General features: G+C 61.0%; 22 protein-coding genes. 10 read left to right on the forward strand and 12 right to left on the reverse strand.

Going from position 1 to position 24994, the window contains the following annotated elements:
* Nucleotides 1-102 precede the first annotated feature (102 nt).
* Nucleotides 103-1317: an acyl-CoA dehydrogenase gene (locus tag WNY80_RS01435; protein ID WP_342885555.1), complete on the forward strand. Its 1215-nt coding sequence runs from the start codon at nt 103-105 to the stop codon at nt 1315-1317.
* 69 nt (nt 1318-1386) lie between these two features.
* On the opposite strand, the gene WNY80_RS01440 is transcribed toward WNY80_RS01435, so the two are convergent.
* From WNY80_RS01440 to WNY80_RS01450, 3 genes are all read right to left on the reverse strand, one after another.
* The gene (locus WNY80_RS01440) at nt 1387-1998 is read right to left on the reverse strand and encodes a rhodanese-like domain-containing protein (protein WP_342885556.1); all 612 of its coding nucleotides are present in this window, start codon (nt 1996-1998) and stop codon (nt 1387-1389) included.
* Between the two features lie 529 nt (nt 1999-2527).
* Nucleotides 2528-3040, reverse strand: coding sequence for a hypothetical protein (locus WNY80_RS01445; RefSeq protein ID WP_342885557.1), 513 nt, complete (start codon nt 3038-3040; stop codon nt 2528-2530).
* Entirely contained in the window at nt 3031-4542 is a 1512-nt protein-coding gene (locus tag WNY80_RS01450) for an HD domain-containing protein (protein ID WP_342885558.1), read from the reverse strand. The genes WNY80_RS01445 and WNY80_RS01450 overlap by 10 nt, the downstream gene beginning before the upstream one ends.
* A 246-nt stretch (nt 4543-4788) precedes the next feature.
* Here WNY80_RS01450 and WNY80_RS01455 point away from each other — a divergent pair, with 246 nt between their 5' ends.
* From WNY80_RS01455 to WNY80_RS01465, 3 genes are read left to right on the forward strand one after another with little or no spacing between them, the layout of a single operon-like run.
* Nucleotides 4789-6039, forward strand: a complete 1251-nt coding sequence (locus WNY80_RS01455) for a sarcosine oxidase subunit beta family protein (protein WP_342885559.1) — start codon at nt 4789-4791, stop codon at nt 6037-6039.
* 10 nt (nt 6040-6049) lie between these two features.
* The gene (locus tag WNY80_RS01460; RefSeq protein ID WP_342885560.1) at nt 6050-6379 is read left to right on the forward strand and encodes a sarcosine oxidase subunit delta; all 330 of its coding nucleotides are present in this window, start codon (nt 6050-6052) and stop codon (nt 6377-6379) included.
* Nucleotides 6376-9876, forward strand: a complete 3501-nt coding sequence (locus WNY80_RS01465) for a sarcosine oxidase subunit alpha family protein (RefSeq protein WP_342885561.1) — start codon at nt 6376-6378, stop codon at nt 9874-9876. Before WNY80_RS01460 ends, WNY80_RS01465 begins: the two co-directional genes overlap by 4 nt.
* Nucleotides 9877-9964: 88 nt before the next feature.
* On the opposite strand, the gene WNY80_RS01470 is transcribed toward WNY80_RS01465, so the two are convergent.
* On the reverse strand, nt 9965-11209 hold the full coding sequence (locus tag WNY80_RS01470; protein WP_342885562.1) for a cation:proton antiporter: 1245 nt from the start codon (nt 11207-11209) through the stop codon (nt 9965-9967).
* Between the two features lie 277 nt (nt 11210-11486).
* Here WNY80_RS01470 and WNY80_RS01475 point away from each other — a divergent pair, with 277 nt between their 5' ends.
* Entirely contained in the window at nt 11487-12092 is a 606-nt protein-coding gene (locus WNY80_RS01475) for a GNAT family N-acetyltransferase (protein WP_342885563.1), read from the forward strand.
* A 100-nt stretch (nt 12093-12192) separates the two neighbouring features.
* Here the strand turns inward: WNY80_RS01475 and WNY80_RS01480 are convergent, their stop codons facing one another.
* Entirely contained in the window at nt 12193-12474 is a 282-nt protein-coding gene (locus WNY80_RS01480; protein ID WP_342885564.1) for a hypothetical protein, read from the reverse strand.
* A 107-nt stretch (nt 12475-12581) separates the two neighbouring features.
* Here WNY80_RS01480 and WNY80_RS01485 point away from each other — a divergent pair, with 107 nt between their 5' ends.
* From WNY80_RS01485 to WNY80_RS01505, 5 genes are all read left to right on the forward strand, one after another.
* Complete coding sequence (locus WNY80_RS01485; RefSeq protein ID WP_342885565.1) at nt 12582-13406, forward strand: LysR family transcriptional regulator; 825 nt, start codon at nt 12582-12584, stop codon at nt 13404-13406.
* Nucleotides 13407-13511: 105 nt separating this feature from the next.
* Complete coding sequence (gene phaP / locus WNY80_RS01490; protein WP_342885566.1) at nt 13512-13949, forward strand: TIGR01841 family phasin; 438 nt, start codon at nt 13512-13514, stop codon at nt 13947-13949.
* Nucleotides 13950-14151: 202 nt separating this feature from the next.
* On the forward strand, nt 14152-15087 hold the full coding sequence (locus WNY80_RS01495; RefSeq protein ID WP_342885567.1) for an ornithine cyclodeaminase: 936 nt from the start codon (nt 14152-14154) through the stop codon (nt 15085-15087).
* A 256-nt stretch (nt 15088-15343) separates the two neighbouring features.
* Entirely contained in the window at nt 15344-16036 is a 693-nt protein-coding gene (locus WNY80_RS01500; RefSeq protein ID WP_342885568.1) for a DUF6656 family protein, read from the forward strand.
* Between the two features lie 224 nt (nt 16037-16260).
* On the forward strand, nt 16261-18144 hold the full coding sequence (locus WNY80_RS01505; RefSeq protein ID WP_342885569.1) for an AAA family ATPase: 1884 nt from the start codon (nt 16261-16263) through the stop codon (nt 18142-18144).
* Nucleotides 18145-19341: 1197 nt separating this feature from the next.
* Here the strand turns inward: WNY80_RS01505 and paaE are convergent.
* The 7 genes from paaE to WNY80_RS01540 form a co-directional block, all read right to left on the reverse strand.
* On the reverse strand, nt 19342-20427 hold the full coding sequence (gene paaE / locus WNY80_RS01510; RefSeq protein ID WP_342885570.1) for a 1,2-phenylacetyl-CoA epoxidase subunit PaaE: 1086 nt from the start codon (nt 20425-20427) through the stop codon (nt 19342-19344).
* An 11-nt stretch (nt 20428-20438) separates the two neighbouring features.
* On the reverse strand, nt 20439-20969 hold the full coding sequence (paaD, locus tag WNY80_RS01515; protein WP_342885571.1) for a 1,2-phenylacetyl-CoA epoxidase subunit PaaD: 531 nt from the start codon (nt 20967-20969) through the stop codon (nt 20439-20441).
* A gap of 5 nt (nt 20970-20974) precedes the next feature.
* Nucleotides 20975-21751 (reverse strand): 1,2-phenylacetyl-CoA epoxidase subunit PaaC, encoded by a 777-nt coding sequence (paaC, locus tag WNY80_RS01520; protein WP_342885572.1) that lies wholly within the window; start codon nt 21749-21751, stop codon nt 20975-20977.
* Nucleotides 21751-22044, reverse strand: a complete 294-nt coding sequence (paaB, locus tag WNY80_RS01525) for a 1,2-phenylacetyl-CoA epoxidase subunit PaaB (RefSeq protein WP_342885573.1) — start codon at nt 22042-22044, stop codon at nt 21751-21753. The genes paaC and paaB overlap by 1 nt, the downstream gene beginning before the upstream one ends.
* Nucleotides 22041-23036 (reverse strand): 1,2-phenylacetyl-CoA epoxidase subunit PaaA, encoded by a 996-nt coding sequence (gene paaA / locus WNY80_RS01530; RefSeq protein ID WP_342885574.1) that lies wholly within the window; start codon nt 23034-23036, stop codon nt 22041-22043. The genes paaB and paaA overlap by 4 nt, the downstream gene beginning before the upstream one ends.
* A 95-nt stretch (nt 23037-23131) precedes the next feature.
* Nucleotides 23132-24025 carry a PaaX family transcriptional regulator C-terminal domain-containing protein gene (locus WNY80_RS01535; RefSeq protein ID WP_342885575.1) on the reverse strand — a complete coding sequence of 298 codons (894 nt, stop codon included), beginning with the start codon at nt 24023-24025 and terminating at the stop codon, nt 23132-23134.
* A 70-nt stretch (nt 24026-24095) separates the two neighbouring features.
* On the reverse strand, nt 24096-24704 hold the full coding sequence (locus tag WNY80_RS01540) for a DUF938 domain-containing protein (RefSeq protein WP_342885576.1): 609 nt from the start codon (nt 24702-24704) through the stop codon (nt 24096-24098).
* Nucleotides 24705-24994 lie beyond the last annotated feature (290 nt).

The raw sequence follows: 24994 nt of genomic DNA on the forward strand, positions 1-24994 counted from the left end.
TATAGTATCTCGGGTAATCCATGTTAAAGAAGGGGCAGAGGCTGTAACGTGCCCTTGAACAAGGGCGGATGCCGCCCTTCTGGATCAAACTGGAGTTTTGCAATGTCCGTGTCGCCCGCCGCTTCGACCAAATCCTCTAAATCCTCGTTTCAGTGGGACGATCCGTTCCTGATCAATGATCAGCTGAGCGAAGAAGAGCGGATGATTGCGGATGCAGCCAGGGCGTTTGCCGCCGATAAGCTGATGCCGCGGGTGACGGATGCCTATCTCAACGAAGTGACCGACCGCGACATCTTCTCGGAAATGGGCGAGGCGGGCCTGCTGGGCGTGACCGTGCCGGAGCAGTATGGCGGTGCGGAAGCCGGTTACGTGTCCTACGGCCTGGTGGCGCGCGAAGTCGAGCGGATCGATTCCGGCTACCGCTCGATGATGAGCGTGCAGTCGTCGCTGGTGATGTACCCGATCCAGGCTTACGGCAGCGAAGAGCAGCGGATGAAATATCTGCCGAAACTGGCAAGCGGCGAGTGGGTCGGCTGTTTCGGCCTGACCGAGCCGGATGCCGGTTCCGATCCGGGTGGCATGAAGACCCGCGCCAAGAAGGTTGACGGCGGTTACGTGCTCAACGGCGCCAAGATGTGGATTTCCAACGCGCCGATCGCCGATGTGTTCGTGGTCTGGGCCAAGTCGGAAGCGCATGACAACCAGATCCGCGGCTTTGTGCTGGAAAAGGGCATGAAGGGCCTGTCGGCGCCGAAGATCGGCGGCAAGCTTTCGCTTCGCGCCTCGATCACCGGCGAGATCGTCATGGATAATGTCGAGGTTTCCGAAGATGCGCTGCTGCCGAATGTCTCGGGCCTGAAGGGTCCGTTCGGCTGTCTCAACCGCGCGCGCTACGGCATTTCCTGGGGCGCGATGGGTGCGGCGGAAGATTGCTGGCACCGGGCGCGGCAGTATGGCCTTGACCGGCACCAGTTCGGCAAGCCGCTGGCCGGCACGCAGCTGTTCCAGAAGAAGCTCGCCGACATGCAGACCGAAATCGCACTGGGGTTGCAGGGCTCGCTTCGCGTCGGCCGGCTGATGGACGAGGGCCGGTTCGCGCCGGAGATGATCTCGATCGTCAAGCGCAACAATTGCGGCAAGGCGCTCGACATCGCCCGGATGGCCCGCGACATGCACGGCGGCAACGGCATCCAGGCCGAGTATCACGTCATGCGTCACGCGCAGAACCTTGAAACCGTCAACACCTACGAGGGCACGCATGATGTGCATGCGCTGATCCTCGGCCGGGCACAGACCGGCATTCAGGCGTTTTTCTGAGGTTTTGACCGTCAGGTTTTGAAGTTACGGTTTCGGGCTCAGGTGCACTCCACTTGAGCCCGAAATGTTTCAAAGACCGCCTTCGACCGTGGTCAGGCCAAGGATCTTCCAGGCCTGCATGCCGCCGCGATAATAGAAGATGCGATTGGCGGGATAGGTTTCGCGCAGCATGGCGCGGATGGCGGTGGGGGACTGGCCGCACCACAGGCCGTTGCAATAAAGCGCCACATTCCTGGCATTGGTGCAGTCCCAGGCTCCGTTGCTGCCGGTGCAGCCCAGTTCATCCAGGCGTCCGGCGATTTCGGTGTAGGGAATGTTGAGCGCGCCGGGAATGGTTTCCTCGGCATGCCAGTCGACCGTGCGCGCGTCGACCACCATGGCGGTGTCGTCAGAGAGCATGTCGAGCAGTTCGAGTTCGCCGATGGTGGCGACGCCCTCGGCGACCTGTGCCGGCTGGATGCAGAACGGCGGGCAGGCGCGCGAGGTCTGGGCAAAATAGCCGGTGATCTCGTGATCGGTGTCCTGGATGCGTTCGATGGTCACCGGGCCGTCTTCTGTCTGAACCTCGACGCTGGCGATGCCGGGGCGGATGTTGACCTCTTTCTTGTCGTCCGCGGCAAGGGCGGCCGCTGATCCAAGCAGCAGCCACATCGCCGATACGAGAGCAATCATCCGGGTCATCAGTCTTCTCCTCACTGGCCCGGTGTGACGCGGCAGAGCTGCGCCGGTTCCGGGTAAAATATTCAGATGCGCCTATGTAATGGGCTGGGTTCGGGCGGGTCAATGCTGGTGGTTGTGTATGCGGCAATCGAGTTTGCAGGAATGTTGGCGGGGCAGGTGTCAGCTGAATTGTCGTTTAGCTAGGACTGCCAATTTGGGCATGCTGTGCCCGGGATGTGGCAACCTGTATCCATTTCACGCGTGCATTGGGGAAGCAGGACCGCGAAAGCCTACCTCCGCCAAGTGATCCGCGGACCCGCAATATCCGATCTGGCGGAGTGCGGGTTTAGGTGTAGCGTGAGGAGTGATGGTCAAAATGCGGCGGGGCGGCGGATAGGGAAAGTGCTGGGAGTGAGCAGGCGAATGGAGGCTATGCGATGGATTAGCCCCTCCCACCTGTTGAGAGAGGCATTGCGGATGCCTGCTGGCTTACGCTCGTACTTAAAGAAACAAGATTCGCGCCCTGCCTTATCGGATCCCGCATAGTTTATTAGATAACAGGAAGTGGATTCGGGGTTGGTATCTGTGCAAGTTCACGAAGAAGCTCTCTGGCTCTATCTATCCGTCCATTTTCGGTTTTCTCTGGCTTTCGCCTTGAAGTTTCATCCCACGGATCCGGAAATCCTTCTTTGGCAAGAAAGACTGCTGTAGCAGCCAACTCTAAGTCAATGGCGTCAGCATTAGCAGCTGCCGTTGCGAAGCGGCGACGATTTTCATCCGCTGCGATATTGGCAAAGGCTTCGGTCGTGAAGATGGAATATGAGCCACCCCAAGATGCAGAGTGTTCGGCTTCATGTAGATCCCCAATTAAATGTCCCAGCCGTGCTGCAGAAGCCAAATCTTCGCTGTAGGGTCCATAGTGTTTGTATTTGAACTCTAATCCGCTCTCCATGCCGGTTACAACTAGTAAATACGCAATTTTTTGCAGGCGGGTTCGACCTACTATTTTGCCCCCGGCATCAGATATAATGCCCGCAATTTTTTTGGTTTGTGCTAGCGACATTTCTCGACCTCCTCTTGAATTATACTGTTGATAATTTCAAAAGCTTCAGTGTCATCGTGGTTGTGGTAGGCACGGAGGAGCGTAAAATCTGTAAGGTTTGCAACAACGGTAGAACGTTGTTTGAGGTCCACGAGCTCTCCTCCGTCAGTCCGTACATTGATTCTTTCTGTGGGTCCAATGGAGCCGATACTTTCCTTGTAGGGCGAGCGCTTTGCTTCATCGATCAGGATGCGAGGGATATCCGCTGAATTAGCATTGGACCACTCGGTTAATATCTCGTTTACTTTCGCGCAGCAGGTCTCAATTCTCGCCTTAGGCTCGGGTTGGTTCCTGCTTTCAGGATCAAACTCGTGACTGATACGTGTTCGAACATCAACACATTTGTAAAGCTTACGATCTCTAAGCCTAACGGCGAAGGCTTGCACGAGGGTGTCCTTCGCTTCCGCCATAAGAGAAAGTGCGCCCCAAATAACCGTGTCGTCGAGACAAAGCGCGATTTCCAAGGAATTAGGTTCTTGAGCAAACCTGATAAGGGGATGATTATCAGGCAACCCCGTTTCTATTGCACTGCCATCTCTGACGAGCGCAACAACACGAACGAGAAGTTCTGAGAATATTTTTTCTGCGCCGCGCGTTGCCTTGTGAAAATAGACAGTTGGGTAAAGTTGAAATAGTCCCAATACGTAGGCTTCTGCTGCGTGAATCGCTTTCGGCCCAATAACAAAAGTTTCAACAGAACCGGTTTGTTTCTCATCGACCCCAGTCGGTAGGGAGCCGATTTCAAGGTTGGCAGCCAGCCAAGTGAAGTCGATAGCCGCATGCTGTGACCCGGTCATAAGCCGATCTCGTCGCATGTAATCCAGTCGGTCCGCATCGAATTGACTTGATACGACAGCATTGTGAACGGTTATACGACCTTCCTTTTTCACCATATCGGCAACATCTATTGCAAACCCGCTGCCCATTTCATTTAAGATTTCAGCGACTTCGCCATCGCGTATCAGCAAGTCACTCACATGTTCGTGATCTGCGAGCCGTAAGCCAAGCCGTTTTCCTACTGTTTCGAATGCATGACTGAATGGTCCATGGCCTAGGTCGTGAACCAACGCCGCCGCCAAGGCTCGATTCTCTCGGGACTCAGACCTATCGCCAACCGTTCGCACGACAGTCATCAGTTGCCTCGCTGTATGAAAAACACCGACGCTATGCGCAAACCGAGAGTGGCTAGCGCCCGGATACACCAAGTCTGAAAAACCGAGCTGCTTGATACGACGCAGTCGTTGAAATGGCCGAGTTTGAAGTACCCGCCAAAGAGCACGTTCGAGTTCATCGTGTAGATCGAACTCAATTAGATTATGAAGAGGATCGCGAATCCTTTGAAGAGTCATTTCAAACGCGATACGCGATTCTTTGTATTTAGTCAGCAATTGAGTTGTAGCTGAGCCTTCGCTCAGCTTGTGCGCGTGGAAGCCTCCCGGTGCGTGAATGCTGTGTAACTTCATAGAACAATTGTAGAACAAAAAGATCGATTTGGCGAATAGAAGATCAACCAAATGTACGCAATGCGCTGCCAGCCAATTAGAGTTTTGAACAAAATTGGTTATGTGGTGATCGGTAAACGCGGTTTTCGGCGATGGACAAGACGCACACGTCCCCCAAAACAATCCCCGCCTTCGTCGCTCGCCGCCATTGACTCCGTACCCCCTCGGGCATTCCTATGCGGGTGAATTCGGGGCAGGGCTTGGCGCATGAAATATTCCGCATTTTCCATCTTCCGGCAGGGGCTGTCGGGCAACAAGGGCTGGCAGCCGGCGTGGCGGGAGCCGGAGCCGAAAAGCCATTATGACGTGATCATTGTCGGTGGCGGCGGGCATGGGCTGGCGACAGCCTATTACCTGGCGAAAAACCACGGCATCACCAATGTGGCGGTGCTGGAAAAGGGCTATCTCGGCTCGGGCAATGTCGGGCGCAACACCACCATCGTGCGGGCCAATTACCTGCTTGAGGGCAACGAGCCGTTCTTCGCGCATTCGCTGAAACTGTGGGAAGGGCTCGAGCAGGAGCTGAATTTCAACGCGATGATGTCGCAGCGCGGGGTGATCAACCTGTATCACTCTGACGGACAGCGCGATGCCTATGCGCGGCGCGGCAACGCGATGCGGCTGGCGGGCGAGGATGCGGAGCTTCTGGGGCGCGAACAGGTGCGCGAGATGGTGCCGTATCTGGACTTCGACAATGCGCGGTTTCCGGTGCATGGCGGGCTGCTGCAGCGGCGCGGCGGGACGGCGCGGCATGACGGCGTGGCCTGGGGCTATGCGAGATCGGCGGACAGCCGCGGCGTCGACCTGATCCAGAATTGCGAGGTGACCGGCATTCGCCGCGAGGGCGGACGGGTGGTTGGCGTCGAGACCTCGCGCGGCTTTATCGGCTGCACCAAGCTCGGGCTGGCGGCGGCCGGCAATTCGGGCCGCGTGGCGGAAATGGCGGGGATGCGGCTGCCGATCGAGAGCCAGGTGCTGCAGGCGTTTGTCTCCGAGGGGATCAAGCCGTTCATCGACCAGGTGGTGACCTTTGGCGCGGCGCTGTTTTACATGTCGCAGTCGGACAAGGGCGGGCTGGTGTTTGGCGGCAGTCTGGACCTGTACAATTCCTACGCCCAGCGCGGCAACCTGGCGACGGTGGAAAGCGTGATGGAGGCGGCCTGCGCCATGGTGCCGTCTGTGAGCCGCGTGAAGGTGCTGCGGGCCTGGGGCGGGGTGATGGACATGTCGATGGATGGCTCGCCGATCATCGATCGCACGCCGGTCGACGACCTCTATCTCAATTGCGGCTGGTGCTACGGCGGCTTCAAGGCGACGCCGGCCTCGGGCTGGTGTTTCGCGCATCTGCTGGCCACCGGCGAGACGCATGAACTGGCGAAAGCCTTCCGGCTCGACCGGTTTTCGCGCGGTTACCAGATTGATGAAACCGGGCATGGCGCCCAGGCAAACCTGCACTAGGGGCGGAGATATGGCCAGTCTGATCACCTGTCCCCATTGCGGGGTTCGGCCCAAGGAAGAGTTCACCATTCGTGGCGATGCGAAGCCGGTGCGGCCCAAGCCCGAGGCGAAATTTGCCGCCTGGGACGAGTATGTGCATTTGCGCGACAATGTTCGTGGCGTCATGCATGAGCACTGGCAGCATTCGGGCGGTTGCCGGCGCTGGCTGGTGGTGGAGCGGGATACGTTTTCCCATGATGTGCATGGGGTGACAGATGCGGCGGAATATACTCGGGCGCGGGCCAAGGCAGGGACGACAGGCAAAGCGTCGAAGAGCGCCAAGGGGAGGGCGAGATCATGAGCTTCTCCCGGTTTGACAATGGCGGACTGATCGACCGGTCGCGCAAAATCGGCTTTTCCTTTGATGGAAAACAGTTCGAGGGCTTTGCCGGTGATACGCTGGCCTCGGCGCTGCTTGCCAATGGCGTGGGCCTGATGGGCCGCTCGTTCAAGTATCACCGGCCGCGCGGGCTTTTGAGCGGCGGGGCGTCGGAACCCAATGCGCTGGTGACGCTGGGCGATGGCGCGACGCGGGAGCCGAACTTGCGCGCCTCGATGGTGGCTCTTCGCGACGGGCTCAAGGCGGAAAGCCAGAACCGCTGGCCATCGCTCGGGTTTGACGTCGGTGCGGTGAATTCTGCGCTGTCGCCGTTTCTGGGCGCAGGCTTTTACTACAAGACCTTCATGTGGCCGGCGGCCCTGTGGGAAAAACTCTATGAGCCGGTGATCCGCCGCGCGGCGGGGCTGGGACGGGCCAGTTATGTGCCGGACGCGCAAGAGTATGAAAAGCGCTGGGCGCATTGCGACCTGCTGATGATCGGCTCCGGGCCTTCCGGGCTGATGGCAGCACTTGCGGCAGCCCGATCCGGGGCGCGGGTGGTGCTGTGCGACGAGAATGCTGATTTTGGCGGGCGGCTGATCCGCGACCGGGTGGAGATCGGCGATGCCGACGGGCCGGGGTTTGTTGCGGGCGTCATCGCGGAACTGGCCGGCAATGCGAATGTGCGGCTGCTGACCGACACCACGGTGTTTGGCGCCTATGACAGCAGCGTGTATGGCGCGGTCGAGCGGCGCGATGGCGCGGGGTCCGGACCGGCGCAGCGGATCTGGCGCATCGCGGCCAAGCGTGCGGTTCTGGCGGCAGGCGCGGAAGAACGGCCACTGGTGTTTGGCGGCAATGATAGGCCCGGCGTGATGACGGCGTCCGCGATGCGCGGGCTGGTCAACGCGCAGGCAATCCGGCCGGGGGACCATGTGGCGGTATTTGCCACCGGCAGCTCGGGCCACGAGACGGCGCGCGATCTTTTGGCGCGCGGGCTTGCGGTGACGGTGATCGATGCGCGCAACGATGTTCCCGCTGCCGAGCTTGCGGCGTCGCAAGGTGCGCGGGTGCTCAGGGGCCACGTGGTGGCGGATGCGCTGGGCGGCAAGGCTGTTTCAGGTGTCGAGGTGGTCGACCGGACCTCGGGCAATAGGCAGGGGATCAAGGTCAGCGCGCTGGCGATGTCGGGCGGCTGGAACCCGGTGGTGGGGCTCGCCTGCCATCGTGGCGACAGGCCGGTGTGGGACGAGGATAAAGGCATGTTCCTGCCGCCAGCTGAACGGGACGGTTTGAGCGCTGCGGGCAGTGCGGCCGGGGTGCTGGATCTGGCGGGATGCCTGAAAAGTGGGGCGGACGCTGGCGCGCGGGCCGCAAGCGAGCTCGGGTTCAAGCCGAAGGCGGTTGCGTTGCCGAAGGTACGCGAGGCCTGTGGCGGGTCCGTGGGTTTCACGACGCTGTGGCATGTGGGCGAGGCACGCGGCAAGGCCTTTGTCGATTTCCAGAACGATGTCACCGTGTCCGACCTGGGGCTGGCGGTGCGCGAGGGCTATGGCCATGTGGAGCTGGCGAAACGCTACACCACCACAGGCATGGCGACCGACCAGGGCAAGCTCTCGAACGTCAACGCCATCGGCATTCTGGCGGAAAACCGCGGCGTGAGCCCGGATCAGGTCGGCACCACGACATTCCGGCCGTTCTACACGCCGGTGAGCATCGGCGCACTGGCAGGCGAGCATCGCGGCAGCCACTACCGTCCGGTGCGGCGCTCGCCGCTGCATGGCTGGGCGGAGAAACACGGTGCTGTGTTCATCGAGGCCGGGGCCTGGATGCGGGCGTCGCATTTTCCGCGCCAAGGCGAGGCGGGCTGGAAGGAAGCCTGCGACCGCGAGACATTGGCCGTGCGCGCGGGCGTCGGCATCTCCGATGCCTCGACGCTGGGCAAGATCGATCTGTCGGGTAGGGATGCGGCCAAATTCCTCGATCTGATCTACACCGGCAAGATGTCGACCCTTGCCGTCGGCAAGGCGCGCTACGGCCTGATGCTGCGCGAAGACGGATTGCTGATGGATGACGGCACGGTGAGCCGGTTGGGCGAGAGCCATTATCTCATCACCACCACGACGGCGGCAGCCGGCGAGGCGATGGCGCATATGGAGTTCTGCGCGCAGGCGCTGTGGCCGGAACTGGATGTGCGGCTGGCGTCTGTGACTGATCAATGGGCGCAGATCACGGTTGCTGGGCCGCTCTCACGCGATGTGCTGGCGCGGGTTGTCGATGCGGATCTGGGCGAGGAGGCGATGCCGTTTCTGGCGGCGCGCGAGGTGAGACTGCATTCGGGGTTCGAGGCGCGACTGTTCCGGATTTCATTTTCGGGCGAACTGGCGTTCGAGCTGGCGGTGCCGGCGCGGCACGGTGAAGTGGTTGCCGATGCGATCATGGAGGCGGGGCAGCCCTTCGGGATCACGCCTTACGGGCTGGAAGCGCTGAATGTGCTGCGGATCGAGAAGGGCTTCATCACCCATTCCGAGATCGACGGGCGGACGACGCCGGGCGACCTGGGGCTTGGCAAGATGGTGAGTGCCAAGAAGGACGATTTCATCGGCCGGGTGATGCTGGGCCGCGAAGGCCTGCAGCGCGAGGATCGCGAGCAGCTGGTGGGCTTGCGGCCGGTCAATCCGGAAAACAGGATTCTGGCCGGCGGGCATCTGCTCAAGCCGGGGACCGATCCGACCATGGCCAATGACCAGGGGCATGTGACCTCGGCCTGCTGGTCGCCGCATCTCAAATCGACGATTGCGCTGGCGATGCTCAAGCGCGGGCGCGAGCGGCATGGCGAGCGGCTCAACGTGTGGGATCCGTTGCGCGGAATCGAGACCGAAGTGACGGTCTGTGCGCCGGTGTTCCTGGATGCATCAGACAATCGCGCTGATACGGCGGTGGGTGAGCATGCGCCGGTGCGGCTCACGCACCGGACGGCTGCGGATCTGCTCGAGGGGCTTACCGCCAGCGCGTCAGACAGGGTATCGTTGACGCAACTGGCAGACGCGCCGGTCTGTCTTGTCGCCGGGCCGGTGGGCAAGGATGCGGCGGTGCGGCGGGCGGCGAAGGCTGGTGACGGCCTGGATCGTTCGGTGCAGCCGGGGCAGGCGCTGGCGGTCGGCGGGGCCGGAGAGAGCTTTGCCGACCTGGCGGCGCGTCTGGGCGCGGCGGAAGAGCTTAGCCTGTGCGATCTGTCGGATGCGCGGGTCAGGTTCTCGATTTCGGGGCCGGAGGCCTGCGGGATCATCGCCACCCAGTCGGCGGTCGACACGGATTTGAAGGTGTTCAAGGCCGGAGCGAGCGCGCCGACCCTGTTTGGCCATGTGCCGGTGCAGCTGACGCGGCTTGGCAGGGACGAGTTCGAGGTGATGGCGTTTTCGACCTATGCGCGGGATCTGACTGAGAGCCTGTCGCGGGCGATCCGTCTGATTAGCTAGCCTGCGGTTTTGCTCTGCCGGGAGATCACGCGGTACGGGGTCAGGAAGCCGGATATGCCAACAGTTGCCGGGGCGCGGTTCGTTGCGGTCATTCTTCCTTCAGGCGATCCATGGCCCAACCGACGGTGAAGCCGTGCAGGATCGTCGACATCAGGATGACGAGCGCAATGAGGGACCAGAGCTGGCTTTCGTTGATGAACTCCACATGGCTGCCCGCATAGCACAGGTAATAGATCGAGCCGACGCCGCGCACGCCATAGACGGAAATCACCGCCCGGCTTCGGCTGTCGAGATCGGTTTTGGACAGCGCGATCCATCCCGACAGCGGGCGGATGACCAGAATCAGCAGAACGGCCATGGCAAAGTGGGTCCAGGTCAGATCGACGAACAGGATCGGCAGGACGCTGCCCAGCGCGATCAGAAGCAGCGCGGTGAGCGCGTGCTCAATGGATTCCGAGAAATCATGCAACTGGCGATGGAATGGATGATCTTCCTCGATACGCCGCAATGTCAGCCCCAGAACAGCCACGGCAATGAAGCCATAGCCTTCGATCAGTTCGGTCGAGCCATAGCAAAGCAGCACGCCCGCCAGCGCGATGACGCCGGAGCTGGTGTTGGCGAGAACAGCGCCTTTCGGCACGGAAAAGAGGACAAATCCCAGCGCCCGTCCGCCGAGCCAGCCCATGCCGATACCCAAAGCGATGCGGTAAACGATGTCGCGCAGGAACCAGTCCAGAGCCCAGGTGCCGGGGTTGAGGCCTTCGGCGGCCACGATCAGCCCGAGATAGACGAAGGGAAAGGCCAGCCCGTCATTCAGGCCTGCTTCGGTGGTCAGGGTGAAGCGCACCGGGTGCTCCGCCCCTTCATGCGGCGGTCCGACTTGAACATCTGCTGCCAGGACCGGGTCTGTCGGCGCCAGCACCGCGCCGAGCAATATGGCGCCGGCCACCGTCAGCCCGGCGAAGCCGATGCCCAGCAGGGCGACGGCCAAGATGGTGAGGGGCATGGCGATCAGGAGCATGCGGGAGGTGGGTTTCCAGCGTCTCCAGGGGCGCAGGCTGTCGATGCGCATTCCGGCGCCGAACAGGGCCACGATCACCGTCAGTTCGCTCACCAGTTCCCAGGGCAGCGGCGTCTGGCGCGGATCGGGCAAGGTCGGCAGTCCCGGTATCAGCAAGGCGGCTGCAGCTCCAAACAGGATCATCAGCGGGGCAGCCGCCGGCTCGCGCCTGGAGACCAGGCGCGGCAACCAGCGGGCAAGGATGACGACTACGCCGATGACAGCCAGCGCGATGTGATATGAATTGAAGGCGAAGAACGGTTCGTGCTGCAAAATCGGATCCCGGGCCAGAGTGTGGGCAATGGTTTTACCACACCGGGTAAGGGGAGCGAACAGCTGGAATGATCGCGTCCAACCGGACAGCCGGCTGCCATGGCGGGCATCGCGGCTATCTGATCTAGCCCGGCCATCAGCCTGCCGATGGTGGCGCCTGTTCCGGGCCTGAACACGAAATATGACTTTAGTCACATAAACGTGTCTTGATTTTGCTGCGTTGCAGCATTAGATCGGGTCAGGATATTTCGGGAGGAATGACCGTTGGAGGTCGACAATGCTCTTGAAGTTTCTTCTCAAACCGCGTGAACCGGAATTCGCCCTGGGCGATGACATCAAGCTGAGATATCTGTGTCCTGCGGACGCAGAGGCTTTCCGCAACCACATCCATGCACTTCATTTCGAGGATTTCCGTGACCGTTTCAACGGTCTGGTGTCCGACTACTGGCTCGACAAGTATATCGAGCGGTCGCTGAACGAGGCCATCGTCATCGGTGCGTTCGAGGGCGACACCCTGGTTGCGGTCGCGGAATTGCACACCGGCGGCAAGATCGAGCCGGGTCAGGGCGAAGCGGCTTTCTCGGTGGCGTCGGACTGGCGGCACAAGGGGCTGGGCACGATCCTGCTCAAGGCGCTGCTGCGGGCTGCATCGGAAAACGACATCTCGACGATCATCGTCATGACCGGGGCGCAGAACCACGCGATGAAGGCACTGGCACGCCGGTTTGGCGCAAGGATGCAGTTTGCCGGAGACCAGTCGGTCGGGCGGATCAATGTCGCTGACGGGCTCAGGCTGGCTGCGCGCAAGCTTGCGGACCGGAACTTCCCTGCACCACCGATCCCGGTTGCCGAAGCGCCTTCGGTTCCGGCGCCTCTCGTATGAGAAACTGATTCAACTGTCTGCGAATTTGATTCCGGATGCTCCTTTAAGTGTCAGAAATATAACGAGAATTCATTTGCGCTCCCTGTGTCCGGGGTGGTGCTCACTCTCCCTTGTTGGGATGAGAGAGCTTTGCCGCCGGGGCTGAATCATGCCGCCTGTCGTGGCTTTTCAGGCGGCGATTCACGTGTCTGACAACCAAGGCTGGCGAGCGGGCTGCTGCGACCAGGCTTGCTTCAATCCAGCTGACGGCCAGGTAAATGGCGCGGGCGCTGGCGCCGCCGTGGGCCTGCATGAACCGGTCTTCATCGCGCAGTGCGCGGCCAGGGTGTTCGTCCCGGAACGGACTGCCGCCGGTCGGTCTGGCTGATCTGTCGTGGTGCATGACGCGGGTCCTTTCACACATTGCGGCGATGCCGCCGGGCTTGACCTGAGGCAGGTTTACTGGCTCGGTGGCCGATGTGAAATGAAACGGATTGAAGGGTTCTTTTCATGAATGAAGCGATGGCCGGGTGGGACGATCTTCAGCTGTTTCTCGCGGTGGCGCGCGAAGGCGGGCTGTCGCGGGCGGCGAAGGTGACCGGGCGCAGTGCGGCAACGCTGGGCCGGCGGATGCTGGCGCTGGAGCGGGCGATGGGGTGTGAACTGTTCATCCGGCACGATCGCGGCTATGAGCTGACGGCTCACGCGCGACAGCTGCTGGGCGAACTGTCGGAGGTGGAGGCGCGCATTGTCCGGCTGACGGCGGCAAGCGGCGACGCGGAGCGGCCGCTGGTCAAGCTGTCGGCGGGGTCGTGGACGACGCTGGCGCTGCTGGACAGGTTCGACGAGATTGCCGGCAGCCCGGCCGATATCAGGTTGCGGTTCATCTCCACGGAAACCGAGCTGGACATTCCCCACCGCGAAGTGGTGATCGGCGTGCGCAACCGCCGCCCGAGCGAAGAGGGGCTGGCCGGGCGCAGTCTGGCGCGGGTGGAGTTCGCGGCCTATGCCCGTGCGGATGCGCCGGAGCGCTGGATCAAAGTGCTGGCCGACACCCCGTCGGCGCGCTGGCTGGACAAGAAGACCGGCAATGATGCGGTCTGCGAAGTCACCTCGCCGCGCAACAGCCTCGATCTGGCGCTGGCCGGGAAAGGGATGGCGCTGCTGCCGACCTTCATCGGTGACCGGCACGAGAGCCTGCAGCGCCGTGGCAGCACTGTCACCGAGCTTGGCCACGAGCGCTGGATCGTCACCCACCAGGACGACCGGCACCTGCCCGAAGTGCGGCGCACGATCGACCGGCTGTGCCGGGTGCTGGGCGCGCCGCATGGATGATGTGGTGCGAGCCCGGATAAAGCATTGGGGCTTGGGCCCGGGATCTGTATAGTCGGGGCAATTGCAACCGGCGGGCCGCGCCCTGCCGCAACCGGGAGACATCCGATGGCTGAGAAGAAATCAACCGACGATCTGGTTTCGATGTTCATGAATTTCGGCAAGGACATGAAGCTTCCTTCGCCCGACCTTGAAGCGCTGGTCGAGCGCCACAAGAAAAACCTGCAGGCGCTTGATACGGCTGCCAAAACCGCCGGTTCTGGTGCGAACTCGATTGCCGCGCGGCAGCGCGAGATGGTGCAGGAAGCGCTCAGCGAGATTTCGGCGATGACCGAGAAGGTCAAGGGCGGCAGCGACCCGCAGGCGCTGATGGCGGCGCAGGCGGACTTTGCCAAGCGCTCGTTTGAAACGGCGATCAAGAACACCAGCGAGATTGCCGGGCTGGCGCAGCAATCCTCGAGCGAGGCGTTCAAGGTGCTGCAGCAGAACATGCAGGAAACGCTTGAGGAAGTGCGCAAGGCGATGACCGGCCAGACGAAGAAGTAGGCGGCGACCGCCAGATGAGTGAAGCCCGGCCGGTGGCGCAAGTGCGTCACTGGCCGGTTTTCGTTTGGGCGGCTGCCGTGAGCGCCTCCCGGTGTTCCTCCGGCCTTGCAATGCTCCGGACCACCGGCCCGGCGAGGCCTTGCGGCAGGCGCGGACCGGGCCTAAATCGGATGCAGGCATTGATTGATTGATAGGACTGAACATGCGCATTGTTACCGGAGACGATATCCGTTCGACCTGTTCCTGGCCGTTTGCGGTGGAGGCGTTGCGCGCCGGCCACCTGATGCCACCCGCGGACTTGCGGGATTCGCTGGTGGAGAATGCCGGCCGCAAGATGCTGGTGCGCACCGCCTGGATCCCGGGGCTGGCATCCGGCGTCAAGGCGGTGACGATCTATCCCGACAATCCCTCGGCCGAGCCGCCGATGCCATCGGTGCAGGGGCAGGTGCTGCTGTTTGACGAGGCGCAGGGCAATGTGGTGGCCGTGCTCGAGGGCGTTGACCTGACCGCCTGGAAGACGGCGGGGGATTCGGCGCTGGGCGCATCTTTCCTGGCGCGGCAGGACGTGAAAACCATGCTGATGGTCGGCGCCGGATCGATGGCGCGGCCGCTGATCGACGCGCACCGGACGATGCGGCCGTCGCTCGATCACGTGATGGTGTGGAACCGCAGCAAGGGCCGTGCGCGGGCCCTGGTGCATTCGCTCGAGGCTTCAGGGATCGAGGCTGAAACAGTGGACGATCTCGATGCGGCGGTCTCCCGCGCCGACCTGATTTCCTCGGCCACCATGTCGACCGAGCCGCTGATCAGGGGGGCGGCGCTGAAACCCGGCACCCATGTCGACCTGGTCGGTGCCTACACGCCGGCGATGCGCGAGGCGGATGATGATGTGCTGACAAGCGGGCGGCTGTTCGTCGACAGCCATGCCACCACCATCGGCCATATCGGCGAGGTGATGATCCCGATGCAAGCCGGCGTGATCGGCAAGGCCGACATTGAAGGCGACATGCATGATCTGGTGCAGGGCCGCGCCGGCCGGCGGACCCCCGACGAGATCACCGTGTTCAAGAACGGTGGCGGCGCGCATCTCGACGTGATGATCGCGCATGCGGTGTATCTGGCGCTCGAAGGGCGCTGAGGGGGCTGACGCATCAGGTTCAGCGATCCGCCTGCCTCACCCCATGCCAGGACAGGCTTGCGCAAGGCCTGGCGGGCACTGCTTTCCAGGCCGCTTGTCAGTCGCGACCGCGCGCGGTGCAGGGATCGCGATTGCATGCCGGAGGGTTGCTGCAGGGCCAGCCAACGCCGAGTGGCGCGTTTGTGCGGTGCCTGCAGGAATTGATTAACCATTTAAAGCCATAATTTCACTCAGGAAACCAGAGCTCGTTCTCACAATGTCGATGTTCAGATACTACGCGGCCAAGACCACAGGGAAGGACCTTGTTCCTGCCAAGGCGGTCCACACCAATTTTCTCAGGACCGGGCGGATTGCCCGCCAGGAGGACTGGGTCGAGGAGGAACGCCGCTTCCTGACCGAGGAAGAGGTGGCGGCGCGGACCGGCCTGCGGCTGGAAAATGCCGGCAGGAAGACGCACCAGCGGCTGAACCGGTTCCACCGCAAGATCAGGTTCCCGGAAATCATCTTTCACAAGACGCTGGCCCAGGCGCCGCACCTTGGCTATGTCCATGTGACGGCATCGAAAGCCGACTTTGCCGAGTACAAGGATGTTACCTGGGGATTCTACATCGCCAATTTTTCAGCCCAGATCGGGGCCCCGATCGGGGCAGAGACCGGGGCCGAGATCCGGGTTGGCACCGTTGCCGGCCAGGTTGCGGACGGTTCCGACGACACCCCCGCGGGCGAGCAGTTCTTCCACCGCGTCGAGCCGGGTTACTCACGGATGTATTTCGCCGTGGCGATGAAGGATGGCAAAGACGGCACGTCGCGCCAGCAGGTGATCAACCGCGATGTGCGCGAAAACGGCGTGCTGTTTCGAACCACCGACCCGAAAACGGCACTGAAAAACGTGCTGATGCTCGGCGCGCGGAACGCGGAGTTGCGCAAGATCGTTGCGGCGATCGGGTGAGGGGCTGTGGGGATGATTGTGGGAGGCTACATTTTTACTGCGTTTTTTGAAACAATACTATAAAATAGTGAATGCAAAAGCGATAACTGTGGGGCTCTCAATTCTTTGCGGAAGGAAGCTGGGGGAAGTGGTGAACGCACTGATAAGAAAACCCATGATTGGAAGATGTCTCTAGGGAATCTAACATTTCAACTCTGTTTAACCAGAAATAGTCGGAATCATCAATGCAAGTGCGCTCTTTGGAGGTGTCGGGTCTACGCTCGATCCGGAATGCAAAACTGACATTTGACGATGTGACAGTACTGATCGGTGGGAATAACGCAGGAAAATCTACGATCCTGCATGCTCTCCGGCTTTTTTTCGATGCTGCGCCTAAAGTGACAAAGGATGACTTTCACAAACGTACCACAGAATCGATAGAAATTGTCATCACATTCGATAATTTAACGAACAGTGAAGTAGAAGAGTTTGGGTCTGCTGTAGTTGACGGAAAACTCACTATTTCAAGAACCTTGTCAAACGATAAGGATAGCAATCTAACCTATAGCGTTCGGGCTCGAACATATCCTCCATTTAATGCTATTAGAGCTGAGTCGAACAAAAATGCGATGCGAACGGCGTTCAATAGACTTGTAGATATTACAGATGGACTTGAGCGGGCCGCAAACGCGGATCAAGTTGTTGAACGGATGGATGCGTGGGAGCGAGCAAATCCCGATAAGCTCAGTTTTTCTTATGTCCGAGGTTTTTTTGGGGCGCCGAATGTGGCGAATGGGAAGCTACGCAAGAAGACGAATTTGCACTTCATTCCAGCCGTAGCAAATGTCCCGGAAGAGACATCTGATACAAAACGAAGCCCCATTATTAGTTTGCTTGCAGATATCGCAAGGCAAACCTACGAAAACAGACAAGAAGTAAAAGACTTTATCGAAAAGACCGAATCTGACTTCGAGGGTATCGTTGCACCAGAGAATTTTCCTCAACTTGGAAAAATTAGTGAACGCCTGACCTCAACGATCAAAAAGTATTATAGCGAATCCCGTTTGGTCGCTGACTGGCAATCCGAAGAGGGAGTCAAATTCAGCTTCCCGCAACCTGTTATAATGGTCGAAGATGGTGGGTTTTTGAGCGGTTTAGAGCACGTTGGTCATGGGCTTCAGCGAGCAGCTCTCTTCTCGGTAATAGAGTTTTTGGCCGAAAGCAGTGCAATGTCCAACGATGAGGGTTTTGACGAGGCGCAAAGCGATATAGTTCTCCTAATTGAAGAACCTGAAATTTATCAACATCCTCATAAGCAAAAATTGATTAGTGATGCTTTTCGAAAAGTTTGCCATTCTTATAGTAAATCAACCGGAATAAGATTTCAGGTTGTTTTTGCTACGCACTCAGAGAAGTTCGTTGACATCGAAAACTTCCATACCGCCCGGATAATTCGGAGGCAGACCGTGGAGGACGATGTCGTGCACAATATATCTGCTATGACAATCGGGGAGTGTTCGAGGTATTTCGCGGAATTGCTTCAAAGGGCGCCGATGCCGGATCATTCCTTCCGTGCGAAGCTTCACATCTTCTCAAGAGAAATATGTGAGGGCTTTTTTGCTAGGAAGATAATTTTGGTTGAAGGGGTGACCGACAAGGCGATCCTCGAAGGGGTTTACGGTTCATTTCAACGTGGCAACCTCGCTGAGGGTATTGTGATTGTGTCTGTCGATGGGAAGACCAAGATGGACAAGCCTTTTTACATATTTAACAAATTGGGTATTCCGACCTACGCTGTATTTGACTCCGACGCGAACAGTAATGAAAAAAAGACTGTAGCAAATAAGATTTTACAGCAGATTGCCGGCGTCGATGAGCCTGAGGAGTTCCCAAACGGTTGTTTTGATAGATTCGCGGCTTTCGAAAGAAATTTGGAAGGGTACACAAAGCATGTTTGCGGCGAGCAGTGGCATAGAGCTTTTGAAACTGTTGCGAACGACTTAGAGTTGCATCTCTCCGACATTTGTAAAACTCCACTGGCAGTCAGCAAAGTTGTAGAATTGCTGCGCGCGGAAGGTGTTCAGTTTCAAATGTTTGATGAAATTGTCGCCAAGGTGGATGCATTGTAGTTCGATAGATTGTTATGTCTCTGGAGATGCAGGCGCTGTATTTTTGCATTGATGATGCTGAACAAACAATCATACCAATTCCCAATTGAAGCAGAGGATCATGTATTGCCCGAAATCCACGATTGGGCGACAAACTTTAGCACTAGATTTTCCGTATCTGGCCTTATCTGACAGTTCAGCGTAAATCTGGCTTTGATTTTCCAGAGCTTGTAGAGAGAAGTTATCCTCCATGGTAGCGATGCCGCCGTTGGTGCGTATTCCTCGGTGGTCACTACGGACCTCTGTTTTCGTCATCCTCGGGCGCAGACCCGAGGATCCATTCCGTGATGTTTCACAATGGTTTGCTGGTGGATGCGGCACGGCATGGATCCTCGGCTCGGAGGCCGAGGATGACGACGGAGAGAGGCGGAGTGCAAGGAGACAGTTTACTTTCTCGAGCGTCGCCCGAAAAAGTAAACTGTCCCCGACCTGTCCGGTCTTCGCCGCTACAGGCGGCGGCTCCGCTACCAGCCTCCTATTACGGGCTCGATATGTGCACATTCCCACCCCATCACCCCCACCATTCCTGCCCCTTTCCCCACCAAACCCGCCCCATTTCATCCACACCCTCCACCGCCGTGCCAGACTCGGTCCGCTTCCGCTGCCGGATGGATCGCGAACGTTTCGATGCAGGCGGGAGGGAATGCCCTCTGTTCCAGCGCAAACGTCAGCGTGACGGGCAGGGGGAGGCGATGGCCAACGCGGTTCCGCTGGCGGCGTGCGCTCCTTCGGGAGGGCCGCAAGCCAGCCACCGGGCCGGGGTCCAGGGGCCTGTCTGCATCTTGCGGGCGAGGCGGGACCAGCGGAACGGGCCTGTGGCGGACATGTTTGCAAAAGGCAAGCAGGGTCCGTGCCGGAACACGCGCCCAAAGCATCTCCCGCGGCCTGTCCATGCCGCGGCCGGGGCAACCCGGGCGGAGGGCCCTGAAGAGGGGCAGGTGAGTAAGCCGACTTCCGTGTCTTGCGAGGCCGACGCCTGTCGGATGGGGACGCCATCCGGCGAATTCCGGGCCGCGCGCGCGTAGCGCCACCCTATTACTAACTTACCAGAGGCACTGCCCGCGCGCGGCCCTCCGGACCTCACTTCCCCTCACACCCCGGCGGCACAGTCGCGCGGGCTGCGCTTGCGGCTGTCCGGATGGATATCGCGGCTACACCCTATTGCGCATCAAAATCCAGCACCAGCCTGTCCGTGTCCGGCCGTGCCTGGCAGCTCAAGGTAAACCCGGCTTCGATTTCCCAGGGTTCGAGCGAGAAGTTTTCGTCCATGGTGGCGGAGCCTTCGACGATCTTGCAGCGGCAGGTGCAGCACATGCCGCCGGCGCAGGAAAAAGGCAGGTCCATGCCGGCCTTGGTGGCGGCTGTGAGCACGGTGTCGGTGCTTGCGTCGACCTCGATGGTGCGGCGGGCGCCGTCGAGGATGATTTCCACCGCAGCGCCGTGGCTGGCGCCATTGGCACCCTTGGCGGCTTTCGGCTTGGGCGCGGGTTTAGCGCCGGGGGCGGGGGTGAAGAGTTCGAACTTAATCCGGTCTTCGTCAACGCCGAGGGCGGCCATGGCGGTGGATGCCGAGCGGATCATCGGCTCGGGGCCGCAGATATAGATGGCGTCGGCTGATTTCGGGTCGATGACGCCGAGGCTCGCCAGGCTCTCGAGCTTTTCGGCATCGAGCCGTCCGTTCATGATCTCGACGTCCTGGACTTCCTCGTCCATCACGTGCAGCAGCGTGAAGCGGGTGGTGTAGCGGTCCTTGAGATCATTGAGATCATCGCGGAACATCACGGACGAGGAATTGCGGTTGGCGTAGAGCAGGGTGACGGTGGAATTGGGCTCGCCGGCGAGCACCGACTTGGCGATCGACAGGCAGGGCGTGATGCCGGAGCCCGCGGCCAGCAGCAGGTAATCATGGTCGCCGCCGATCTGAGCGGTAAAGCGGCCCTGCGGCGGCATCACCTGGATGCGGTCGCCTTTTTTGAGCGTCTGGGCGAAGCTCGAGAAGCGGCCATCCTCGATGCGCTTGACGCCGACGGTGCGGTGGCCGGTTTCATTCAGCGGCGAGCAGATCGAATAGGAGCGGCGCATGTCCTCGCCATCGATGTCGGCGCGCAGCGTCAGGTACTGGCCGGGCAGGAAGGCAAAGGTGTCGCGGCTGTCTTCGGGAATGGCGAAGGTGATGGCGACGGCGTCCGGGGTTTCGTTGCGGACAGCGGCAATTTCGAGTTCGTGAAAGCGGGGAGCGGCCATCGGTGAAGTCCTCAGATGCACTTGAAATAGTCGAAGGGTTCGGCGCAGGCGTTGCAGCGGTAATGCGCCTTGCAGGCGGTGGAGCCGAATTCGGAGACCTTGGCGGTGTCGGTCGAGCCGCAGCGCGGGCAGGCAACCGTGTCTTCGGCAAAGAAGGCGCGACGGCCGCCGGAGGAACCCACCGGCGGGGCGATGCCATAGGTGCGCAGCTTCTCGCGGCCTTCGTCCGTGATCCAGTCGGTGGTCCAGGGTGGCGAAATGACACGCTCGATTGTGGAGTCGATTCCGGCGCTTAGCAGCGCTGTTTCAACCGCCATCTCAATGGCAATCACCGCCGGGCAGCCGGAATAGGTCGGCGTCAGCCTGACCACGATCCTGCCGGTCTCGTCCCGGCTGACCGAGCGCAGGATGCCGAGATCGGCAACGGTGACGCAAGGCACTTCCGGATCGGGGACAGTGCTTGCCACCTCGAGCGCGCGGGCGAGCTCGAAGTCTGCAACACTGCCCGAAGGCTTGCCGGAGGTTGGTGCCGGGGCGGACATTCCGCCTACCAGGTCTGGCCGGGATAGGCGCGCTGCATGAATTGCAGCTCTGCCAGCAGGTGACCCATGTCCTCGCCATGAATGCCGTCGCGGCCGCCCTTCTGCATGACCCGGATCTCGGGCGCGGTCAGTTTGGCGGCAGCGAACACGGTGGCGATGGTGTCGTCCCATTCCGCGCGCATGCTCTCGGGATCGGGCAGCAATTTGGCCGCCACGGCGTCGGCGCGGGCGGGCGAGGCCATGAACAGCTCACCGGTGTAGCGGTGAAGCTCGATGACGGCGTCGGCCATGCGCCGGGCACTTTCTTCGGTGCCGTCGCCCATGCGGATGACCCATTCGCCGGCATGGCGGAGATGATAGGCCATTTCCTTCTCGGCCTTGGCGGCGATGCCGCGCAGGGTCTCGTCGGACGAGGTGGCGGCAACCGTGCGCCAGAAGGGCTGCATGAAGGCTGAGAAATAGAGCTGGCGCAGCATGGTGTGGGCGAAGTCGCGGTTTTCGCGCTCGACCAGCAGGCAGTTGCGGTATTCGCGCTCGCGGCGCAGGAAGGCGAAATCATCCTCGCTGCGGCCCTTGCCCTCGATCTCTCCGGCATGGGCATAGAGCGCGCGGGCCTGGCCGAGCAAATCGAGCCCCATGTTGGCCAGCGCCAGTTCCTCCTCGAGGATCGGCGCGTGGCCGCACCATTCCGACAGGCGGTGGCCGAGGATCAGGCAGTCATCGGCGATTTCGACGATGGCGGCGACGGTGGTCGCTTCAGCGCTTGCAGCGGCGGCGCCCATCACATGTGCCCCACTTCATCGGGGATGTCGTAAAAGGTCGGGTGACGGTAAATCTTGTCGTCGGCGGGCTCGAAATTCGGCTCTGCAAAGGACGGATCGGAAGCCGCTATGTCGGACGAGCGGACCACCCAGATCGAGTTGCCTTCGCCGCGGCGGGTGTAGACATCGCGGGCCGACTGCAGCGCGAGCGCTGAATCAGCGGCGTGCAGCGAGCCGACATGGCGGTGATGCAGGCCGTTGCGCGGGCGGATGAAGACTTCCCACAGCGGGGTCAATTCGTGCTTGTCGGTCATTCGGCTGCCTCCTGGGGGATATGCTTTTGTTCGGCGCGCTTATTTGCGTGGGCGAGGGCTGCTTCGCGCACCCATGCGCCATCGTCCCAGGCCTTGTTGCGGTCGCGCAGGCGGTCGCGGTTCATCTGGCCATTGCCGGAGACGACGGCCTTGAACTCGGCCCAGTCGATCTCGCCGTGGTCGTAGAGCTTTGTCTCCTCGTTCCACTTGAGATCGGGATCGGGCACGGTGAGGCCGAGATACTCGGCCTGGGGCACGGTGGCGGTGATGAATTTCTGGCGCAATTCGTCATTGGAGAAGCGCTTGATCTTCCACTTCATCGACTGGTCGGAATTGGTGCTGTCGGTGTCGGAGGGGCCGAACATCATCAGCGACGGCCACCACCAGCGGTTCAGCGCGTCCTGGGCCATTTCCTTCTGCTCGTCGGAACCCTTGGCCAGCGTCATCATGATCTCGTAGCCCTGGCGCTGGTGGAAGCTCTCTTCCTTGCAGACACGGATCATGGCGCGGGCATAGGGCCCGTAGGAGCAGCGGCAGAGCGGGATCTGGTTCATGATCGCAGCCCCGTCGACGAGCCAGCCAATGGCGCCAATATCGGCCCAGGTCGGCGTCGGGTAGTTGAAGATCGAGGAATACTTGGCCTTGCCCGACAAAAGCTCTTCGGTCATCTGCTCGCGGGAGACGCCCAGCGTTTCGGCGGCGGAATAGAGATAGAGGCCGTGGCCGCCTTCGTCCTGCACCTTGGCCAGAAGCGCGATCTTGCGCCTGAGCGATGGCGCGCGGGTGATCCAGTTGCCCTCGGGCAGCATGCCGACGATCTCCGAATGCGCGTGCTGGCCGATCTGGCGCACCAGGGTGCGGCGATAGCCTTCGGGCATCGGGTCGTTGGGTTCGATTTTTTCCTCGCGGTCAACGCGTGCCTGGAACGCCGAAAGAAACTCTTCCGATTCCGTGGTGCTTGAGTCCGCGCCGATTAAGCCCTGGCTGTACATATCGAGATCCTCCGCAGTGAAGGATAGCATATGTTACAAGCTTAAAGAATGTCAAGTGTATCGTGTAACACGTTGTCGAGGGACGGGGTTTTGCATTAGCTGCCGCCAAAGCGCTGGGCCAGGCGCTTGTCCGGCGGCGGCAGGGCGCCCGAAGGGGTGGCCGCATTGGCATCGAGCCAGGCTTCCGAGGGTGCAAGCACGCGGGCATAGATCGAGGCGACAAGCGCGCGGGTTTCGGGTTCGGGGTCGCCGGGCTGGACCAGGTCTGCCGGCACGGCGAGCACGCGCAGCGCAAGGCGCCGCCATTCATGGATCATCAGGCATCTGAGCGCCATGGCGTCTTCCGGTGAAGGTGCCGGGGCGTGGTCGAGCGCAGCGCTGACCGGCAGGTAGGCCTGCTGCAGGGCCTCGATCTCGTCGGCGCGCCGGGCCTTGGCCATCTGCCCGATCATGGCTTCGCCCGGAACGAGGGCAGATGCATCCGCAAATGTGGCGCCGGACAGAAGCAGTTTTTTGGGCAGATCCGCGGCGCGGGCAAAACAAAGGACAACCTGCGGCGCGAGCTGCAACGCCCCTGCGGTGTCGAGAGCGCGCAATGCAGCGTCCGGCAGCGGGTCGGCGGCGATGACCAGGGATTTCGGCGTCTTGGCAGGCAGCAGGGAAGATGCGGCATAGATCCGGCGCTCGGCGCTCAGCACCGTCTCTCCGACATCGCCGGACAGCTGGTAGAAACTGTTGCGGCCCTCGCGGGAGCGCTCGATCCAGCCATCGGCGGACAGCCGCGAGATCGCGGTGCGCACCGCGCCATGGCCGATGCCGAGCCGCTGCAGCAGGGTCTGCACCGTGCTGGCCGAGACCACGCCGCCGCGCGGGCCGATGGCATCGCCAAGAAAACTGACGATCAGCGACCATGCCGACAGGTGCTGCGCGGCCTGCAGGGCCGTCAGGCGGGCGGTGATGAGTCTGGCTATCGGATCGGGTTCAAGCATGGCGGAAAGGCAATAACCGGATTTGGGCGGGGCTGGAAGGGGGGGGGCAGGGCCGTGCTGCCATCCCGCCTTACTGCCGGGTGAAGACCACGCCGAGATTGTTGGCGGGCATCTCGGTGACGGAGGTCAGGGTCAGGCCGGATTTCTTTGCAAGGCTTTCGACATCCTCGAGCAGGCGGATGCCCCATTCCGGATTGCGGGCGCGCAGGCTGGTGTCGAAATCCGCGTTGCTGGGAACAAGCGGCTGACCCCGGCGCCGGTAGGGGCCGTAAAGCACCAGAACGCCGCCTGACGGCAACAGCTTTCCCGCACCGCCGAGCAGACCCTGTGTGGCCGGCCAGGGGCTGATGTGGACCATGTTGATGGCGATCATCGCGTCGGCCGCAGCAATCGGCCAGGTCTCGGCCGAGGCATCGACATCGAGCGGCGGCAGAACATTGGCCAGGCTTTCGGATTTCACCCAGTCCTGAACCGAGGCGCGGGCTTCCGGTGACGGATCGGAGGGTTGCCAGACAAGGTTGGGAAACAGGCGGGCGAAATGGATGACGTGCTCGCCGGAACCGCTGGCAATCTCGAGCACGGTTCCGCTGTCGGGCAGGACGTGGCGCAACAGCTCGGCGATCGGGCCGCGGTTGCGAAGGGCGGATGGGCTGGAGAGTTTGGCGTCCTGTGATGACATGTCTGGTCCTTGTGGCCGTGCAGGGCGGTGATGGCCGCTGGCGCAGCGCAATCTGCAACCGTTACCCTGCACAGGACGCCAGCGCCATGCAATCCGAAATCCGGGTCACCCGGGTTCCAGGCTTTCGCGCAGGGAATTTCAGACGATTCCGAGGCTGTATGCCGGGGCTGCGCCGGATCAGGATGATGGCCTGTCGGCGACTGGTTTATCCGGGTTGCACTGCAGGTTGTTTGCACTAGGGTGGGCGTTTGATTTGCTTCACCAGACACGTTCGAAACACCGGGAGGGAC

It is taken from the genome of Hoeflea sp. AS16 (assembly GCF_038900095.1).
Taxonomy (GTDB): Bacteria; Pseudomonadota; Alphaproteobacteria; order Rhizobiales; family Rhizobiaceae; genus Hoeflea.

Coding starts and splice junctions, on each gene's coding strand:
- WNY80_RS01475 (WP_342885563.1), top strand. CDS start 11,487: ATGCTCTTGAAGTTTCTTCTCAAACCGCGTGAACCGGAATTCGCCCTG.
- WNY80_RS01495 (WP_342885567.1), top strand. CDS start 14,152: ATGCGCATTGTTACCGGAGACGATATCCGTTCGACCTGTTCCTGGCCG.
- WNY80_RS01445 (WP_342885557.1), bottom strand. CDS start 3,040: ATGTCGCTAGCACAAACCAAAAAAATTGCGGGCATTATATCTGATGCC.
- WNY80_RS01535 (WP_342885575.1), bottom strand. CDS start 24,025: ATGCTTGAACCCGATCCGATAGCCAGACTCATCACCGCCCGCCTGACG.
- phaP (WP_342885566.1), top strand. CDS start 13,512: ATGGCTGAGAAGAAATCAACCGACGATCTGGTTTCGATGTTCATGAAT.
- paaA (WP_342885574.1), bottom strand. CDS start 23,036: ATGTACAGCCAGGGCTTAATCGGCGCGGACTCAAGCACCACGGAATCG.
- WNY80_RS01450 (WP_342885558.1), bottom strand. CDS start 4,542: ATGAAGTTACACAGCATTCACGCACCGGGAGGCTTCCACGCGCACAAG.
- WNY80_RS01505 (WP_342885569.1), top strand. CDS start 16,261: ATGCAAGTGCGCTCTTTGGAGGTGTCGGGTCTACGCTCGATCCGGAAT.
- WNY80_RS01455 (WP_342885559.1), top strand. CDS start 4,789: ATGAAATATTCCGCATTTTCCATCTTCCGGCAGGGGCTGTCGGGCAAC.
- WNY80_RS01460 (WP_342885560.1), top strand. CDS start 6,050: ATGGCCAGTCTGATCACCTGTCCCCATTGCGGGGTTCGGCCCAAGGAA.
- WNY80_RS01440 (WP_342885556.1), bottom strand. CDS start 1,998: ATGACCCGGATGATTGCTCTCGTATCGGCGATGTGGCTGCTGCTTGGA.
- WNY80_RS01500 (WP_342885568.1), top strand. CDS start 15,344: ATGTCGATGTTCAGATACTACGCGGCCAAGACCACAGGGAAGGACCTT.
- WNY80_RS01485 (WP_342885565.1), top strand. CDS start 12,582: ATGAATGAAGCGATGGCCGGGTGGGACGATCTTCAGCTGTTTCTCGCG.
- WNY80_RS01435 (WP_342885555.1), top strand. CDS start 103: ATGTCCGTGTCGCCCGCCGCTTCGACCAAATCCTCTAAATCCTCGTTT.
- paaB (WP_342885573.1), bottom strand. CDS start 22,044: ATGACCGACAAGCACGAATTGACCCCGCTGTGGGAAGTCTTCATCCGC.
- paaC (WP_342885572.1), bottom strand. CDS start 21,751: ATGGGCGCCGCCGCTGCAAGCGCTGAAGCGACCACCGTCGCCGCCATC.
- paaE (WP_342885570.1), bottom strand. CDS start 20,427: ATGGCCGCTCCCCGCTTTCACGAACTCGAAATTGCCGCTGTCCGCAAC.
- WNY80_RS01480 (WP_342885564.1), bottom strand. CDS start 12,474: ATGCACCACGACAGATCAGCCAGACCGACCGGCGGCAGTCCGTTCCGG.
- WNY80_RS01465 (WP_342885561.1), top strand. CDS start 6,376: ATGAGCTTCTCCCGGTTTGACAATGGCGGACTGATCGACCGGTCGCGC.
- WNY80_RS01540 (WP_342885576.1), bottom strand. CDS start 24,704: ATGTCATCACAGGACGCCAAACTCTCCAGCCCATCCGCCCTTCGCAAC.
- paaD (WP_342885571.1), bottom strand. CDS start 20,969: ATGTCCGCCCCGGCACCAACCTCCGGCAAGCCTTCGGGCAGTGTTGCA.